Source organism: Pseudoalteromonas rubra (genome assembly GCF_000238295.3).
GTDB classification, from domain to species: Bacteria; Pseudomonadota; Gammaproteobacteria; order Enterobacterales; family Alteromonadaceae; genus Pseudoalteromonas; species Pseudoalteromonas rubra.
Genome location: NZ_AHCD03000032.1, coordinates 170,247 through 186,625 on the forward strand (window position 1 = coordinate 170,247; position 16,379 = coordinate 186,625).

16 protein-coding genes are annotated in these 16,379 nt (G+C 46.6%); 7 read left to right on the forward strand and 9 right to left on the reverse strand.

Going from position 1 to position 16,379, the window contains the following annotated elements; translation table 11 throughout:
* Positions 1–12 precede the first annotated feature (12 nt).
* Positions 13–291, reverse strand: a complete 279-nt coding sequence (locus PRUB_RS08945; RefSeq protein ID WP_010385489.1) for an HU family DNA-binding protein — start codon at positions 289–291, stop codon at positions 13–15.
* A 325-nt stretch (positions 292–616) separates the two neighbouring features.
* Here PRUB_RS08945 and PRUB_RS08950 point away from each other — a divergent pair, with 325 nt between their 5' ends.
* Complete coding sequence (locus tag PRUB_RS08950) at positions 617–1,258, forward strand: CPBP family intramembrane glutamic endopeptidase (protein WP_040645009.1); 642 nt, start codon at positions 617–619, stop codon at positions 1,256–1,258.
* 49 nt (positions 1,259–1,307) lie between these two features.
* Here PRUB_RS08950 and PRUB_RS08955 read toward each other — a convergent pair whose 3' ends face one another.
* Positions 1,308–2,732, reverse strand: a complete 1,425-nt coding sequence (locus PRUB_RS08955) for a sodium-dependent transporter (protein ID WP_010385492.1) — start codon at positions 2,730–2,732, stop codon at positions 1,308–1,310.
* A 259-nt stretch (positions 2,733–2,991) separates the two neighbouring features.
* Between PRUB_RS08955 and PRUB_RS08960 the strand changes: the two genes are divergently transcribed.
* From PRUB_RS08960 to PRUB_RS08980, 5 genes are all read left to right on the forward strand, one after another.
* On the forward strand, positions 2,992–3,291 hold the full coding sequence (locus PRUB_RS08960; RefSeq protein ID WP_010385493.1) for a YciI family protein: 300 nt from the start codon (positions 2,992–2,994) through the stop codon (positions 3,289–3,291).
* Between the two features lie 79 nt (positions 3,292–3,370).
* Positions 3,371–3,622: a PepSY domain-containing protein gene (locus PRUB_RS08965; RefSeq protein ID WP_010385494.1), complete on the forward strand. Its 252-nt coding sequence runs from the start codon at positions 3,371–3,373 to the stop codon at positions 3,620–3,622.
* Between the two features lie 3 nt (positions 3,623–3,625).
* On the forward strand, positions 3,626–4,300 hold the full coding sequence (locus tag PRUB_RS08970; RefSeq protein ID WP_010385495.1) for a response regulator transcription factor: 675 nt from the start codon (positions 3,626–3,628) through the stop codon (positions 4,298–4,300).
* On the forward strand, positions 4,294–5,631 hold the full coding sequence (locus PRUB_RS08975; RefSeq protein WP_010385496.1) for an ATP-binding protein: 1,338 nt from the start codon (positions 4,294–4,296) through the stop codon (positions 5,629–5,631). Before PRUB_RS08970 ends, PRUB_RS08975 begins: the two co-directional genes overlap by 7 nt.
* On the forward strand, positions 5,615–6,040 hold the full coding sequence (locus tag PRUB_RS08980; RefSeq protein WP_010385497.1) for a hypothetical protein: 426 nt from the start codon (positions 5,615–5,617) through the stop codon (positions 6,038–6,040). The genes PRUB_RS08975 and PRUB_RS08980 overlap by 17 nt, the downstream gene beginning before the upstream one ends.
* Before the next feature lie 29 nt (positions 6,041–6,069).
* Here the strand turns inward: PRUB_RS08980 and PRUB_RS08985 are convergent, their stop codons facing one another.
* On the reverse strand, positions 6,070–7,104 hold the full coding sequence (locus tag PRUB_RS08985; RefSeq protein WP_010385498.1) for an AI-2E family transporter: 1,035 nt from the start codon (positions 7,102–7,104) through the stop codon (positions 6,070–6,072).
* Between the two features lie 201 nt (positions 7,105–7,305).
* Here PRUB_RS08985 and PRUB_RS08990 point away from each other — a divergent pair, with 201 nt between their 5' ends.
* Positions 7,306–8,202: a TIGR01777 family oxidoreductase gene (locus PRUB_RS08990; RefSeq protein ID WP_040645011.1), complete on the forward strand. Its 897-nt coding sequence runs from the start codon at positions 7,306–7,308 to the stop codon at positions 8,200–8,202.
* Between the two features lie 57 nt (positions 8,203–8,259).
* On the opposite strand, the gene PRUB_RS08995 is transcribed toward PRUB_RS08990, so the two are convergent.
* The 6 genes from PRUB_RS08995 to PRUB_RS09020 form a co-directional block, all read right to left on the reverse strand.
* Complete coding sequence (locus tag PRUB_RS08995; protein ID WP_010385500.1) at positions 8,260–10,944, reverse strand: DUF349 domain-containing protein; 2,685 nt, start codon at positions 10,942–10,944, stop codon at positions 8,260–8,262.
* On the reverse strand, positions 10,934–11,215 hold the full coding sequence (locus PRUB_RS09000; RefSeq protein WP_010385501.1) for a YeaC family protein: 282 nt from the start codon (positions 11,213–11,215) through the stop codon (positions 10,934–10,936). The genes PRUB_RS08995 and PRUB_RS09000 overlap by 11 nt, the downstream gene beginning before the upstream one ends.
* Before the next feature lie 2 nt (positions 11,216–11,217).
* A complete protein-coding gene (locus PRUB_RS09005; RefSeq protein ID WP_010385503.1) occupies positions 11,218–11,544 on the reverse strand; it encodes a hypothetical protein in 327 nt (108 codons plus the stop codon).
* Between the two features lie 200 nt (positions 11,545–11,744).
* Positions 11,745–13,439 (reverse strand): alanine/glycine:cation symporter family protein, encoded by a 1,695-nt coding sequence (locus PRUB_RS09010; RefSeq protein WP_479687547.1) that lies wholly within the window; start codon positions 13,437–13,439, stop codon positions 11,745–11,747.
* Between the two features lie 104 nt (positions 13,440–13,543).
* Positions 13,544–14,671, reverse strand: a complete 1,128-nt coding sequence (locus PRUB_RS09015) for a M14 family metallopeptidase (protein WP_010385506.1) — start codon at positions 14,669–14,671, stop codon at positions 13,544–13,546.
* A gap of 213 nt (positions 14,672–14,884) precedes the next feature.
* A complete protein-coding gene (locus PRUB_RS09020) occupies positions 14,885–16,330 on the reverse strand; it encodes a glyceraldehyde-3-phosphate dehydrogenase (RefSeq protein WP_010385507.1) in 1,446 nt (481 codons plus the stop codon).
* Positions 16,331–16,379 lie beyond the last annotated feature (49 nt).

Genomic DNA, 16,379 nt, shown 5'->3' on the forward strand with positions numbered 1-16,379 from the left:
CACCTGAGCTATTTATTTGTCAGCCAGAGCATCCTTAAGCGCTTTGGCTGGCTTAAATAGCACTTTATTTTGCCCTTCAATCATGATCTCTTCCCCTGTTCTGGGGTTTCTGCCCGGCTTGGCCGGATGATAGCTTAGCGTAAAGGTGCCCATACCATTAAGCTGGACCTGATCTCCTTCAGAGAGACGTTTGGTGATAAGTTTTATAAGACTACTCAGTGCAGCCTGTGTGTCTTTCTTGGTCAATTCACTGTGCGCCGCCATGGCAGTAACCAGTTCACTTTTATTCATCATGCATCCGTCTTAATACAACAAAGCCCGGCAGGCTAAGGAGTTCTGTCTTAAAAGTCAATCCTGAGCGGATGAATACCAACTTTACTCATTACCTGTTCAATTTGAAGGAACAAATATCATGCTAACGGCGTTAAAAACCACTCATTTAAAACAACTAAATAGCAGAATTCTTAGCTGGTTAACGACAATATTCTCTTTTCTCAAAATGGAACGCGTCACTAAGCAAAGTGGTATAGACAAAGTTTTCCTTGTCCTGCCATACCCGAGTTGAAATGCCTTGACTATAGTTAGGCTAACGCTGTCAGACATACCAGAGGCCACATTGAACGCAAACCAATATCGCTGGTGCGAACTATTCCTGGTGTTTTTCCTGCTACCTGTTATTGCCTATACATTTCGCCATCAACTCGCCAATTGGTTGTTTCCGGCATTGATTATACTCACAGCTGTGTGTACATATTTGTTACTCACTGACCCACATTTCAAACGATTTCGCCTGACCAGTCTGGGCACCTTTTCTACAGTGAAGCGGCGGCTGTTTTCAACCTTCTTTATCGGTGCCCTGTTTTCCGCTATGTTTTATGGCCTGGTGAATCAGGAAAGCTGGTTTGATATGCCGCTCAACTCCACCAATGACTGGTTGATCCTGCTAATAGCCTATCCAATATTATCGGTGATACCGCAAGAACTGGTGTTTCGCAGCTACTTTTTTCATCGCTACAAACGCATTTTACCGAGGAAGACAATTCGGGTGGTATTAAGTGCTGCTGTATTCGCGCTGGCCCACTGTGTATATGACAACTGGGTGGCCATCGCACTGTCTTTTGCCGGCGGCTTGTTATTTGCCTATACCTACGCACACAGTCGCTCTTTAGCCGTCTGTGTACTCGAACATAGTCTTTGGGGATTATGGGTTTTTACCCTGGGGCTGGGTCAGTATCTGGATTCAGGCCTGACGTTTTAGCAAAAGGGCACCACATTCCTGAGGTGCCCCTGTGGCATGCTAAGAAAGATTAGAAGCCAAACAAACTAAATGCAAAGAACTTCGTTGTGACAGTATTAACGAAGATAACCGTCAGGATCACAGGGATGAAAGTAGATAATGAGAAGTTCACGTACTTTTCCATCAGGCTGCCTTTATAGTTTGGTGACCCCTGTGCCAGCTCTTCTGACAAGTTATGCTTTTTCCAGCGGTACATCACAAACAAGCAAACCAATAAACCGTTAAAAGGCAAAATGGTTTCGTAGAATACATCCGAGATCAGCGCAAACATACTCTGACTGGCACCGCCATAGCTAACAAAATCAGTCAGCCAACCAACCATACCAAAAGACATAGTACACAACACTGTCAGTCCGCCCGTTGTCAATGCCAGCAGGCCAAGCGCCTTTTTACGGCTGATGTTCTTTTCTTCCATTAACGCAGCAGTTGGTACTTCGATGATCGACACCAGTGAGGTAATCGCAGCGAAAAAGACCAGCAGGAAGAACAACGCCGCAACCGCAGAAGCGCCGAAGTAGCCAATGTCAGATTGCAATGCCAGCAACAGCTTTGGCAGATAGACAAAAATCATAGACACTGACGAATCACTTAGCTTCGCAGGGTCGGTATCCGGGTTGAAGCTGAAAATGGCTGGCAGTACCATCAGGCCTGCGATAAACGCAACCAAAGAGTCTGTAATTGCCACCATTTTAGAACTGCCAACAATGTCATCTTTCTTTGAGATGTAGGAGGCATAAGTGATCAGGATACCCATTCCCAGAGACAGGGAGAAAAACGATTGCGATAAAGCACCGTTAAGCACACTGGCATTCATTTTAGAGAAATCTGGCACCAGATAATAACGCACACCCGCCATGGCATTGTCTAGCGTTAATACATAGACCACCAGGCCAAGCAATAACACAAAAAGCGCTGGCATCATAAATTTAGCGGCTTTTTCAATGCCCTCTTTTACGCCACCAACCAAAATAAGGTTAACGAACAGGCCAACAAACACCATGTAGATGAACATAGTGTATTCATTTACAAAGGCATCAAAGTGACCTGGATTTGCCAGCATATCCAGGTTCCCCAGCACAGTTTGGACCAGATAACCGAAGATCCACACTGTGATGACCATGTAAAACACGGCAATCATAAACGGGGTTAAAACGGCGATAGCCCCTGCCAGGGACCACTTTTTATCCCCCTGCGTGAGCGACTTATAGGAACCATAAGGGTCTTTTTGCGCCTTACGCCCCATCGCCATTTCTGCCATCATCACCGGCAGACAAATAAAGATAACAAACAGGGCATAAGTAAGCAGAAACGCACCGCCCCCATTTTTTGTTGCAGACACGGGAAACCCAACCAGGTTACCAATCCCGACTGCGGAACCTGCTGCGGCAAGGATAAAACCCAGCCGCGAGCTAAAGTGCTCACGATTTGCGCTCACAAGAACAACCTTATTATTATTTTGTAAGAATAGTCGAAGGACTCTACCAGCCATCCGCACGGAATTTCAAGTATAAACGTCTAATCCGGTGCGCATTGACGTAAACCTCACACCTTCACACGCTTATACAACGCACTTATAACATGTTACACATACATGACACCTTGATTTGTCTTCATTCGTCAGTGGTTCCGGCATTTACACACAGGGTCGGTTCAGTCTATGATAGGCGCAAATAACACAATAATTGTTACATCCTATGCTTTACATGATCTACTCAACTGATGTTGAAAACTCTTTGCAAAAGCGCTTAGCAGCACGCCCGGCACACCTAGCCAGACTGAATGAGCTTGATCAGCAACAGCGCTTGTTCGCCGCCGGCCCGCTGCCCGCTATCGACAGCCCAGATCCGGGCGAAGCTGGGTTTACCGGCTCTTTAGTCATCGCAGAATTCGATTCCCTGGCACAGGCCGAAGCATGGGCTGCAGAAGACCCCTATATCGCAGCGGGTGTATATGCCAATAGTGTCGTCAAGCCATACAAGAAAGTGCTGCCTTAACAAGTTCAGCATGGGTTAAGTCGTTTCCCAATAGCCTGTGCGACAAGATGTTAAGCAACCCTAACCGTGGAGCTTTTAAATGCAGTTGCCAAGATGTCTTGCGATTACATTAGCCTTCTGTTTGCTGGGTTCCCAGCCCACTGAAGCTTCTGAAAAGCAAGATACGATAAGCAAAAAGCAAGCTGTTAAACTTGCAACCGACCAGTACTCAGGTAAAACACTCAAGATCTCCAAACAAGGAGACTATTACGTAGTAAGAATTTTGCTAGATGATGGCCGGATCATAGATTTAAAGGTTCACCAGGTGACGGGCGAAGTGAAGAAGGACTAAGCAATGCGAATTCTTGTAATAGAAGATGATATACAACTGGCAGAAAACCTGCGTACAGCACTAGAAAAAGAGAAGTACAGTGTTGATCTGTGCCACGACGGAGAAAATGGTCTTTTTCACTTAACTGAATATCCATTGGACTTGGCTGTGGTCGACCTCGGTTTACCTAAACTGGATGGCATAGAACTCATTCGCCAAGCACGCGCCAAAGGCATCAAGTTACCTATTTTGATCCTCACTGCACGTGATCGCTGGCAGGAAAAAGTAGAGGGGCTGGATGCCGGAGCCGATGACTATCTGACCAAACCCTTCCATACAGAAGAGCTGATTGCCCGCTGTAATGCCCTGATCCGAAGAAGTGCCGGACAAGCAAACCCGGAGATCAGCATTGGTCCGGTAAAAATACATACACGTTCTCAGCAGGTTTGGGTAGAAGACAGAGAACTCACTCTCACCGCTTACGAATACAAAGTACTGGAATACCTGATGGTCAATCCACTCAAGGTGATTTCAAAATCCGAGCTGACCGAACATATTTACGATCAGGACTTTGACCTTGATTCAAATGTCATTGAAGTGTTTGTACTCAGATTGAGAAAGAAACTGGATCCAGACGGTACACTTAACCCAGTTGAAACGCTCAGAGGCCGAGGCTATAGGTTTAAAAACCAGTGGTAAATCGCGCTCAAATTTCTCTTAAAATAAGGCAAGGATTTATCCTTGTCTTTGTTCTTATCGTTGCACTGCCCGCATTATTTTTCTCCATCGGCCGTGCCTATTACGCCACCCTGGTCGACGCCACAGAAAAAACCCTGGAAGCCCATCTCTACTCGCTTATCTCCGAGGTTGATTTCGTGACCATGGAGATGCCAAACAGTATTTTAGCTCCTGAATTAAATCGTCTTAATTCAGACACCTATGCACTTATTTATCAACAGAACACTCTGGTATGGCACTCAGAGTCGGCAATGAATCTGACCGTCACACCTGACATCTCACAAAGCAAAGCCGGCGCGAAAGAGTTCGAGCGGGTTGAGTACAATCAGGAGCTTTACTGGCAACTTGGCATGACGGTCATTCTGGGCAATGCCAGTCACTCACAGCAGGCCAATTTTATACTGCTGAAGAAAAACTCAGCCCTGGTTGCGCAAATGGCCCAGTTTCGTAATACCCTGGTCAACTGGATGTTAGTAATGGGCATTATGATAGCGGCGCTGATGGCGCTGGGGTTTATCTGGAGTGCCAGGCCCCTGCAAAGGCTGGACAAAGAAATAAAAGCCGTCGAAGCAGGCGAGATTGACAAAATCAGTGGCCTCTACCCTGTTGAACTCAATACCATCAAAGCCGACCTGAATTTACTACTGGACTCTCAAAGAAGGCAGAAAGAACGCTACCGAGCGTCACTGAGTGACCTTGCACACGCACTCAAAACCCCTCTGGCGGTGCTCAAATCCAGCCCGCTGGCAGAAAACGCCGACGCTCAGGAGCAGCTTGATCGCATTAATGCCATGATTGAGCATCAGCTGAAACGTGCCGCATCAGGCGCTTCGGACACCTGGAAAAAGCAAACTCAGGTGCAGCCTGTAGTCAATTCTATCCTCAATGCCATGAACAAGGTCTATCATGATAAGCAGATCAACTTTAGTTCTGCGTGCCCAGAAGACGCCGCATTTTTGGGCGATAAAACCGATCTGATGGAAATTTTGGGTAATTTGATCGACAATGCATGTAAAGCCTGCCAGTCGCAGGTTGATATCGACGTGAAATATAATCAAAGCAAAGGCGTGCGTTTTATCATCAGTGACGATGGCCCGGGCATCCCTGAGCAGAACAGAAGCACCCTGTTGCAACGTGGGACGCGCCTGGATACCTATGAAAATGGCCACGGTGTTGGCATGGCCATTGTGTCCGACCTCGTCTCTTCCTATCACGGAAGCATAGACATAGATTACAGCCAGCTGGGCGGTGCCCAGTTTACAATAGAATTTAGTTATGAACAGAACCAATAAAACACTGTGTTTCTTATCATTGTTAACGCTCAGCCTGTCTGCACAAGCAGCCAGGCTGACTTTACAGCAATGTGAGCACCTCAATTCGGATCACCCTGAAAAAGCCAAGCGCTACCTGATGTGCCTGGATGGAAATATTGAATTGCTGGAACGTGAAAGAAAAACCTGGGTAACTAAATTGGTGATGGACACTGAAAACCTGCAAAAAGAAACGGGCAATTCTCAACTACTGCCCATTATCCAGCGCAGCTTTATCAATCAGGAAAGATACATGGAAGATGCCTGTCGCTGGCGGTACTTAAAGCAAATGCCTAACGCCACCATGGCGGCTAAGATATACAAACGTTGTAAAATAGAGTTTATCAAGCAGCACACGCAGGAGCTGCAGGCCGACTTTATGATCCAGTAAGCCTGCAACTGAATGCCAGATAGCGATTATTATCTGGCATTTTGCTGTTCTTCACCACCTAACATTGTTGCCAGCCAACGTCCATCTTCGCTGTTTTCAAGAGCAATTTTAACCACCATAGTTAAAGGCACAGACAGTAACATACCCACAGTACCCAACAACCAGCCCCAGAAGATCAAAGACAAAAACACCACCAAAGTGCTCAGGCCAAGTCCCCGACCCATAAAACGCGGCTCGACAATATTTCCCATAATGGTATTGATACTAATATACCCCGCGGCCACAATTGCGCTGACCATAGGACTGTGTGTCACCAGCGCCAGTAACACCGGTGGCACCGCCGCAATAATCGAGCCTATGTTAGGAATATAATTAAGCAAAAAGGCAAACACGCCCCACAGCACAAAATAATCAACATCCAGTACCCAAAGAAACACAGCCGCCAGCACGCCCGTTGCCAATGACACCAACGTCTTAATGGCCAGGTAACTGTTTATCGAGTCCAAAAAGCGGTCAATCTGTTTCATTTTCATATCCGGATCATCCAGTGCAAGGTGTACCTTGGTACTAATCATGGGCGCTTCAAAAAGCATAAAGACCACGGTCAGCAGGATGAGAAAGATGTTGGCCATCACACCACCAAAGCCGGCTAGCATATTGGTCGCCACATCAATCATTTTACCGGGATCAAACAGTGCAATAAGCTGCTGTTTATCAATTAAAATATTATATTGAGCCGCCATATCAACAAACCAGATAAACTTGCTGCGCAGGGCTTCTCTGTATTGGGGTAACTGGCTCGAAAAGTCATTTAACGACTGGCCAACCAGGCCTGTCAGACTCATCCCCATCAGCATGACCATCATGATGATCAGGACAATTGCCAGCCCTTTAGGAATGCGATAATTTGCAAAGAACTTCAGAAGTGGGTTACATATGATGGCGATAAAGGCTGCTAAAACAAAAGGAACAACGATGTCGTTCGCCAGTTTAATTCCGGCCAAAACAATGAACAATGACGCAATAACGACTAAGCTTTTAGTGATCCCAGACAATGAAGACACGACTTTTCCTTACATTAACTTTGCAAAACCCCACTAAAATGCTGGGGGTGGCACCGGGTAGCTGCCATTAGCGCATTAATTTAATTATTGCCCGGCGACTTCATTGTAACGGAAATTTGCATCAAAGCACGCAGAACTAACAAATTGATCGACAATGCAATACGCTGAGTATAAACACTAAATTATTAAAATGGATTATACATGAAGGTATTAATGACAGGTGCCACCGGGCTCATCGGGTCAGAGTTGTGCAAATTCCTATTCAATAAACACAAAATCATTGCATTGACACGCAATATTTCCAAAGCCCGGCGCTCGCTGGACAGTAAAATTGAACTCGTCAACAACCTGGATCTGGTCGACTTCAATGAACTGGATGTGGTTATCAACCTTGCAGGCGAACCCATTGCAGACAAACGCTGGACTGAAAAACAAAAAGCCCGGATCATGGACAGCCGCATTTTACTGACCGAAGCGCTCAGCGCGCGGATCCGCAATTGCGACACGCCGCCGCATACCTTTATTTCAGGCAGTGCCATTGGCTATTACGGCAGACAACCTGCAACGGTTAAGGTGGGTGAAGACTTCGACGACCCCTATCCGGAGTTTAGTCATCAACTCTGTAAAGACTGGGAAGCAAAGGCGAATTCAGCCCAAAATGAAGCCACCCGGGTCTGTATAATTCGAACCGGAGTAGTGTTATCCAGACACGGTGGTGCACTGAAGAAAATGCTGCCAGCCTTTCAGTTCGGCATGGGCGGGCCTATGGCCAGCGGTGAGCAGATGATGTCCTGGATCCATATTGACGATATGGTGCAACTCATTTTATTTCTGATTAAACACCAGGAACTTGCCGGTGTATTCAATGCGACGGCGCCAGCCCCGGTATCCAACAAGGAGTTTGCTGAGCGTCTGGCTATCACTTTGAGACGCCCAGCCATGTTCACTATGCCAGAATTCGTACTCAAGGCGTTATTTGGCGAAATGTCTGAGCTGCTGATATACGGCCAGCGCGTGTTACCCCGGCGTGCCCTAAAAGCAAATTACCGCTTTCGTTACCCCAATCTGGACGAGGCGCTTCAGCAATTGTTTCACTGATGTAGGTGTGGTTCAGAAATAAAAAAGCGCCTTGCGGCGCTTTTTCTATTTCTTCGCTTAGGCGGTTAACACCTTGATTAAGCGCGCCTGTTCAACCTGCTCATTGTCACTAACCACCTGTGACAGATAACAAGTCAGATAATACTCAAGCGACTGAGCACCACCTTGCAGCTTGGCTTCTAACAAAGCAACCTGCTCTGTCATTCGTGCCTTTGCACAAGAGTCCGGGGACTCATTATTAGTCATGATTTCGAGGCGCAGCAATAGCTGCTCAGCAGCAAGTCCTGAGTCATTGCCCCTTAACCAGTTATCCGATGGCGTTTGTCCCGCACGCACCGCTTCTACCAGGTCATTAAACTTTTCACGGCTCTGGGCTGAAAAGAGTTCATTTAACTTGGCCTCGACCTGCTCCAGTAGCTGTTGCTTGGTTTTTCTCAGTGAACCTAGCACATCTGTCGCAATGACCGCCTCTTTAACGCTCAGCAGTTCTGATTGCGTTTTAGCATCGATCATTTGACTGTCCAGCTCAGCCAGTAACTGACGCTGCTGTGCTTCTTGTGCCTGAGCTTGTTCACGTTCAGCATTTTGTTGCGCCTGACGTTTTTCAAACACGGCATCATTGTGTTTTCTGAACTCCTGCCACAATGTGTGCTCCTGCTTGGTACCTGCAAAACCAATTTCCTGCCAGCGCTTTTGCAAGTTTTTCAATGTATCACACGCTTGCATCACATCTTCTAACTCAAGCTGGGCCTGTGCTTCTGTCACCAATTGTTGCTTCAGTTGAGCATTGGCCTGGTGGCGAGATTTCAATTGCTCATTGACCTGGGTATAAGCATGGCGATAACGTGCATTAAGTGCCTGATATGTAGAAGCATCCAGGCTGCCAGCACCACGCCACTGCTTGTTGATACGGTTAAACGTGCTTTCAACCTGACGCCAATCGGGTTCAGCGGCTTGCGCCTGCTCCATCAGTTCGGTCATTTGGCCAACCAGCGCCTCGCGCTGCTCAATGACCTTTTTGCGCTGTGCGTCTTGCTCTGCAAAGTAAGCTCGACACGGGGCAAATAACTGCTCGATTTTCTCGTCAAACTGAGTTGCCTGTGCTTTTTCTTCATCGCTTTCCACACGCCCCAGTTCATTCCAGCGTACGCGTAATAACTTTACCTGCGCTGCACGGGTCTTAGGGTCAACCTCTTGCTCTGTGAGCATGTCATCTAGCTGTTGCAACAACTCAGCGCGCTTCGGCTGAGATGCATATTTTTGCCAGTCTTTGAGCTCTTTAAGCGCTTCACTCAACGTCGTATGTTGTTTTGCCAGCTGCTGTTTATATCCTTCGCTCAGCAATTCATAGCTCTCAATAAAGCCATTAAATACACCGAATGCCACATTAAAACGGCCCTGATCTAACAGTCGCTGTACATCTCTTGCCTTCTTGCGCGCTTCCTTAAGGTGCTTTTCCTGTTCATCAACCAAAGGTTTCATACTCTGATTAAATTGACCACTGACAGCTTTAAGTTGCTCTGAAGCCTGCTTTTTCAGCTCGCCTGGCAACTGACGCAACTGCGACTGAGCATGCTGATAGGCTTGTTTTTGCTGTGCCAGGACAGCATCCAACTGCTCAAGCGCTTCAGTCGGCGCAATCTCGGCCAGCGCTTTCAGTGCCTCATCGAATTGCTCTTTCGCACTGACAAGTTCAGGCAAGTTTTTAAGTTGTCTGGCACTATCACGTAGCTTTCCAGACAAAGCCTGAAGTGACACCTCTGTTTGATAAGGTGAGGCCTCTAAACGACTTTGAAGTTGCGATAACTGGGTCTCTAAAGCTTCCTGTGCAGACAGGTTCAAAGCGTCAACAGCGCTTGACAGAGCCTGCTCCAGTGCCTGGTAATCAGACTCGAATTCATCGATCGCTTTGGCTTTGTTCGCAGCCTGTTCAGCCTGTTGCTGCGCTTGATCAAAGGCCAACTTTAACACATCTCGGTGCTTACCCAGTTTTTCAGAAATAGTGGAGAACTTCTCCTGATTAACTTGTTGGGCTTCTTCATTCAACCATTGTACTTCCAGTGCCTGCCATTGCGCTACCAATGCATCAGTCTGACTCACAACCACTTGATAGTCTTGCTTGTCACGCAGGGCATTCAGCTTGGCCAAAACCAGTTTTGCTTCCTGAGCAACCTGTGCAGGCATAACCTGACTCAATCGTTGTTGTTCCAGAGTTTGCTCCAGCGCTGTACGTGCCTCGCCATTGGCGGCTTTGAGCACGGTTTTTTCTAGCTGATACTGCGCTATCAAAGGCAATAGTTGGTTCTGGAGTGCCTCATTTCCTTGTTTAAATGCCTTTTCAATCAGTTTGGCATTGGCAAGACGCTTTAATAATTTGGCTTTTTGCTCATCCGCGATATCACTAAAAGCCACTTTTTCCAGTGTTTTAGCCGGTGCGTATCGGTCAATATACTCATCACGAATTGCCTGGCTCAGCGACTGTGAGCCGGATAAAACAGCCTGAGAGATATGCTGCTCGGCCAGTTCTTTCAACTCCTGGTCTTGCTTATATACCTTCCACCACAAACTCAAATCATTGATTTTATCGAGCACTTTTTTTCTGATCTGGCTTGAGTCATCTTCCAGGGCTAAAGTCTGCAATACGTCGGCATCTTTGCTCATGTCCAGCTTATCGATTGCGGCTAATCGCACCTGTGTTTTCGGGTGCTTCCATTTAGGGGTAAAAAGGTTTTTAAAGATCATTTTCACTAAACCTGGCTATTTCATTTTCTGCTTTAAATTCTTGTTGCAACTCACGCTTTGATTTTTGCACCATTTCACCTTCTTCGTTGATGGTGAACTGCTCGGTGCTTTTCGCGACTTTTGCCTGATATAACATGACCAGCTGAACGGTTTGTTCTTTTTGTGCCTCGCTCAGTGGTGTACCATCCGGCCAACGTCCGGTTGCGGCGCCATACTGCAATCGCTCGTAAAGTTCCGGTGTAATATTTTTAACTAAACTGTCTATATTCATGTTCACTTTTTCTTTTTCAGTACGACTAAAATCACCCGATTAACCAGATACCATACCAAGCCTACGCCAATTGCACTCTTAGCTGCCAGCATCTCTAATGTTCCCTCTACCGGCTGCTGCCAATATAAGTATAAGAATCCACCCAGGAACAAGATCAGTGCCAGAAATGAATAATTCATGATGGTCTGCTGTTTCTTAATTCGCCTGCGAACCGTTTCTCTGTGCAAAGATTCCTCGTCCATATTCGCAAGATCAAATTCACAGTGTGGGCAGGTTTTGTGCATAGAAGATATGGGCTTGTTACAACTGGGGCATTGGGCAATCGCCATACTCGAGTGACTCCTAACGAAAAACTAGCATTTACACGCCGGTCACCTTTAGAGTGTTGATACCAAAGTGCTTAATGTCATCTTGATTGAAAAAGGCCAGCTGGCAAATCAAGCAACAAATAAGCGCAAAAAGGTATGACTGCTACTTAAAGAGTAAGACCAAAAAATAAGGCGCCATGTGGCGCCCTATTCTACTTGGTTTATTCAGGTTTGTCTTTTTGGAAATGCATAGAATTGTCTTTTTGTACCTCAGCATTTCCTTCCGAGCTACGCTGTTCTTTATCAAACTTATCCCAGTACTCGTCAATAGACTCTTTCATCTCTTTACGCAGTAACATGATCCCGAATAAGTTTGGCAGTGTCATGACCACTATACCGACAGCGGCGAGCTTCCAGATCAATGTGGTGTCTGCAAATGATGCCCAGAAAAAGCCAGCAACATAGAATACCCGATACGGCATCACAGAACGTGAGCCCAACAGATACGTCATGGCACGGTCACCATAATATGACCAGGCTATCGCTGTAGAGAACGCAAACAGTAACAGGCCGATTGATACAATATACTGGCCGCTGTCACCAAAGAAACCACGGGTAAACGCTTTCGTTGTCAGCTCAGCAGAGTGCACCAGAGATTTACCTTTAATACTGATGCTGGTATCAACAAGCATACCTTTGCTTACTTCAACCGTACCTGTGTAGCGATGCTTATCGGTGATGCCAAAACGGATGTCCTCACCGATAGAGCGTGAATGGATCACGGTGAAGTCTTTATTCACTGCCACCCCTTCGACTACCCGGATATTTCCGTTGTAGGCCTCAACACTGTGACCATCAATACCATTAAGATATTTGTACAACTCTTCCCGATCGCTGTCGTTTGATTCGACAAAGTTACCCTGAACTATCGTCATTGACGAGCGCTCAAAAGTGGTTTCGAATTTTTCAGTCCACACACCGGAAGACAAGATTACCAAGCCTGTCAGCGTACAGATCACTATGGTATCGATGAAAGGTTCAAGAATAGACACCATGCCCTCAGATACCGGTTCATCAGCTTTGGCAGAGGCGTGTGCAATCGGTGCCGAACCCTGACCGGCTTCGTTGGAGAATAAACCGCGGTTTACACCCCGGTTGAAGGCATAGGCGAAAGACGCCCCCAGGAAGCCACCAACCGCAGCCGAACCACTAAATGCATTCACAAACACAGCAGAAAAGGAAGGAATGATGTTTTCAGCGTTATAAAGAATAACCGCCAGCGCACCAATGATGTACACAGCAGCCATCAAAGGCACAACCCGAGAGGTAATCGCAGCAATACGCTTAATACCACCCAGGATAACCAAGGCAAGTAAGATAGACAGCACCGCACCGGTGACCATAGGCTCGATGTTAAAGGTGGCCTCCATACCCTGTGCGATGTTGTTGATTTGCGGCAAACTACCCGTGCCGAATGAGCTGATAACTGTTGCAATGGCAAACAAAACAGCAAGCCACTTCATATTGAGGCGACGATCCATATAGTACATGGGACCACCTGCCATGGTGCCATCTTCTGCTTTGGTACGGTATTTATGAGATAAAGTTACCTCAACGAACTTAGTCGTCATACCGAAGAATGCCGTCATCCACATCCAAAATAAAGCAGCCGGACCACCAATTGAAATGGCCAGTGCAACACCACCGATATTACCGGTACCTACCGTGCCTGACAGGGCTGTGGACAACGCCTGGAAATGCGTGGTGTCCCCCTCCTGTCCTTTCTTGTCGTATTTACCCGTAACAATTTTGCACGCATGCTTGAAATATCGGATCTGTGGGAATTTTAAGTACAAAGTAAAAAACAGGCCCACCCCAAGTAATACATAAGGGAACCACCAGGAGCCCCCCAACAAGGCATCCAGACTATCCAGAAACTTCCTAACGCGTCCACGACTCTTCCTCTTTCTCGTTGTTATTATATGCGACAGGCAACCAATGAGGTTGCCTGCGATGATGTTTATCTCAGATTGTCCACCACGTTCACGATGGCCGCTAAGGTATCCTGACCAAACTGATATGAGCGGCGGTCAGACCAGCCATAATGTGGATCAGGTAAATTGGCATTGTCCTTAAATGGCATCTCGATGGTGTATGCAAGCGCTTTAAAGGCTTCACCTACCGCACAAGAAGCAACCGTCAGGTTAGCCTGACCCGGCTCATCTTTAGGGTAGCCAAACTCATCCTGAAACTCCGGAGTAATCGTCAGTAAGGCTTGCTTAAACTGTTCTTCCAAAGACTCAAGGCGAGCATCATAACTTGGGATCCCTTCACTGCCTGCAACGAAGTTGTATGGCAGCGCTTCATCACCATGGATATCAAGATACAAATCCAAACCCGTTTCATGCATCTTATTCAGGACATGGTACACTTCAGGCGAGTTTTCAAGTGAAGGCGTTTGCCATTCACGGTTCAGGTTCACGCCTTTCGCATTTGTACGTAAATGACCGCGCACACTGCCATCAGGGTTCATGTTCGGTACGATATAAAACACTGCTTTTGATAACAGCGCCGCTGCATGTGGGTCTTCATCGTCCAGTAGTTTGTGTAACAATCCTTCTACAAACCACTCAGCCATGGTTTCACCAGGGTGTTGGCGTGCTGTGATCCAGATTTTTTTCTTTTCATCGCCCGGCTCACCAATACACAATAAACTGATGTCACGACCGTCCAGTGTTTCACCTAACGTTTCAACCCGGCACGCATCATGACTTTGAGCCCAGTAAACCAAATCTAGATGACGCTCGTAGCTATACGGGGCAAAGTAAGCAAAATAAGTATGATTACACTCAGGTTCAAAGTCGATAACCAGCTGGCCGTCCTGATAAGTACTCGGTACCCGGAACCAGGTTTGTCTGTCATAGGAAGCAACAGCCTGATAATCATCCCACCCTTCTGGGTATGCTGAATTTTGCAGGTTATTAATATGTAGTTTGTGTTCTACAAATGGTGTTGATTCGAGACGAAAGTGGAACCATTGAAAGAATTCAGATTCGTTGTCGTGGTTAATTTCCAGCTGAATGTCGAGTGGAGCCTCAGCAGAAATCACGTTGATATTTCCGCTGTCAAAATTACTGGTGATCTTCATCATATACCCTAAATAAAAAAAACCATCTCATTGCGCCAGGTGTTATGTACAAAGCACTTAACAGCGCAGTACATAGTCAAGGAACTTTGTTTTAACCTTGATGATTTTTGTTAGTGATTTGTAGCAATAAATCAGCTGCAAGCCTAACACACCTGGTGCGAGACAAAAACAAAAAAAGCCAGCAATCGCTGGCTTTTTTAGACAAACCGAGAATTAACGCGGCAGGCTTGGGAATTCTACTTCAGCCATGTCACGCATTACACGTACAACCTGACAGCTGTAGCCAAACTCGTTATCGTACCATACGTATAGTACCACACGATCACCGTCAACGATGGTTGCTTGTGAATCAACCACACCAGCGTAGCGGCTACCAACCAGGTCAGTTGATACGATTTCAGTTGATGCTGTGTAATCAATTTGATCACGCAATTCTGAATGCAGAGAAGTCTCGCGCAGGAACTCGTTCAGCTCTTCTGCAGTCGTTTCTGCTTTCAGGTTCAGGTTCAGAATAGCCATAGAAACATTTGGCGTAGGAACACGGATTGCGTTACCCGTTAATTTACCCGCCAGCTCTGGCAATGCTTTCGCAACGGCTTTTGCAGCACCGGTAGAGGTAATAACCATGTTCAGTGCAGCACTGCGACCACGACGCTCAGCTTTGTGGTAGTTGTCGATCAGGTTCTGGTCATTGGTGTATGAGTGAACCGTTTCAACGTGACCGTTTTTGATACCAAACTTGTCGTTCAACGCTTTCAATACTGGAGTGATGGCGTTTGTGGTACAGCTTGCTGCAGAAACAATTTTGTCTTCAGACAGAATGTCAACGTTGTTAACACCGTATACAACGTTCTTAATATCGCCTTTTGCAGGAGCAGTCAGAAGTACTTTAGATGCACCTTTAGATTGCAGGTGTTTACCCAGACCATCTTCGTCTTTCCACACGCCCGTGTTGTCTACAACCAGCGCGTTTTCAATGCCGTACTGGGTGTAATCCACTTCTTCCGGAGAGTTAGCATAGATGATCTGAATGTAGTTACCGTTTGCTTTGATAGCGCCTTTTTCGTGATCAACAGTAATAGAACCGTTGAAAGGACCATGAATTGAATCACGACGTAACAAGCTTGCACGCTTCTCAAGATCGCCATCGCGACCACCACGCACAACAATTGCACGTAAACGCAGGTCAGCGTGAGAGCCACCGCGCTCAATCAATAGACGAGCAAGTAGACGACCAATACGACCAAAACCATACAGTACCACGTCGCGAGGGGCCGGACGGTTGCCTGTATTGAGCAGTGCAGACAGCTCAGCATTGAGGTATTCCTCGATTGAGCGGCCTTCGCCTGCGTTTTTGTAAATATAGGCATAGGCTAGTTTACCTAAGTCAACACGGCCTGGAGCCAGTTCCATCTTGCTGATTGCTTCTAAGAATGGGAAGCTCTCGCGCAGACGCAGTTTAGTTTCTTCAAAACGTGCGACTGTTTTATGGGCTTTAATAACATCGATAGTGCTGGTGTTAACAAGAGGACGGCCATAAACCGCAATTTCTACACCCAGATTACGATACAAACGACCGATGATCGGTTGCATGCTTTCTGCGTAGTCTTGACGTTCTTGCCAGCTGTTTTGATATTCTTGCTCGTGAGATAAGGTCATTTTTTCTGCCTAATAAACAATTTTTGAACGGATAGCCTAACCGAGCCTG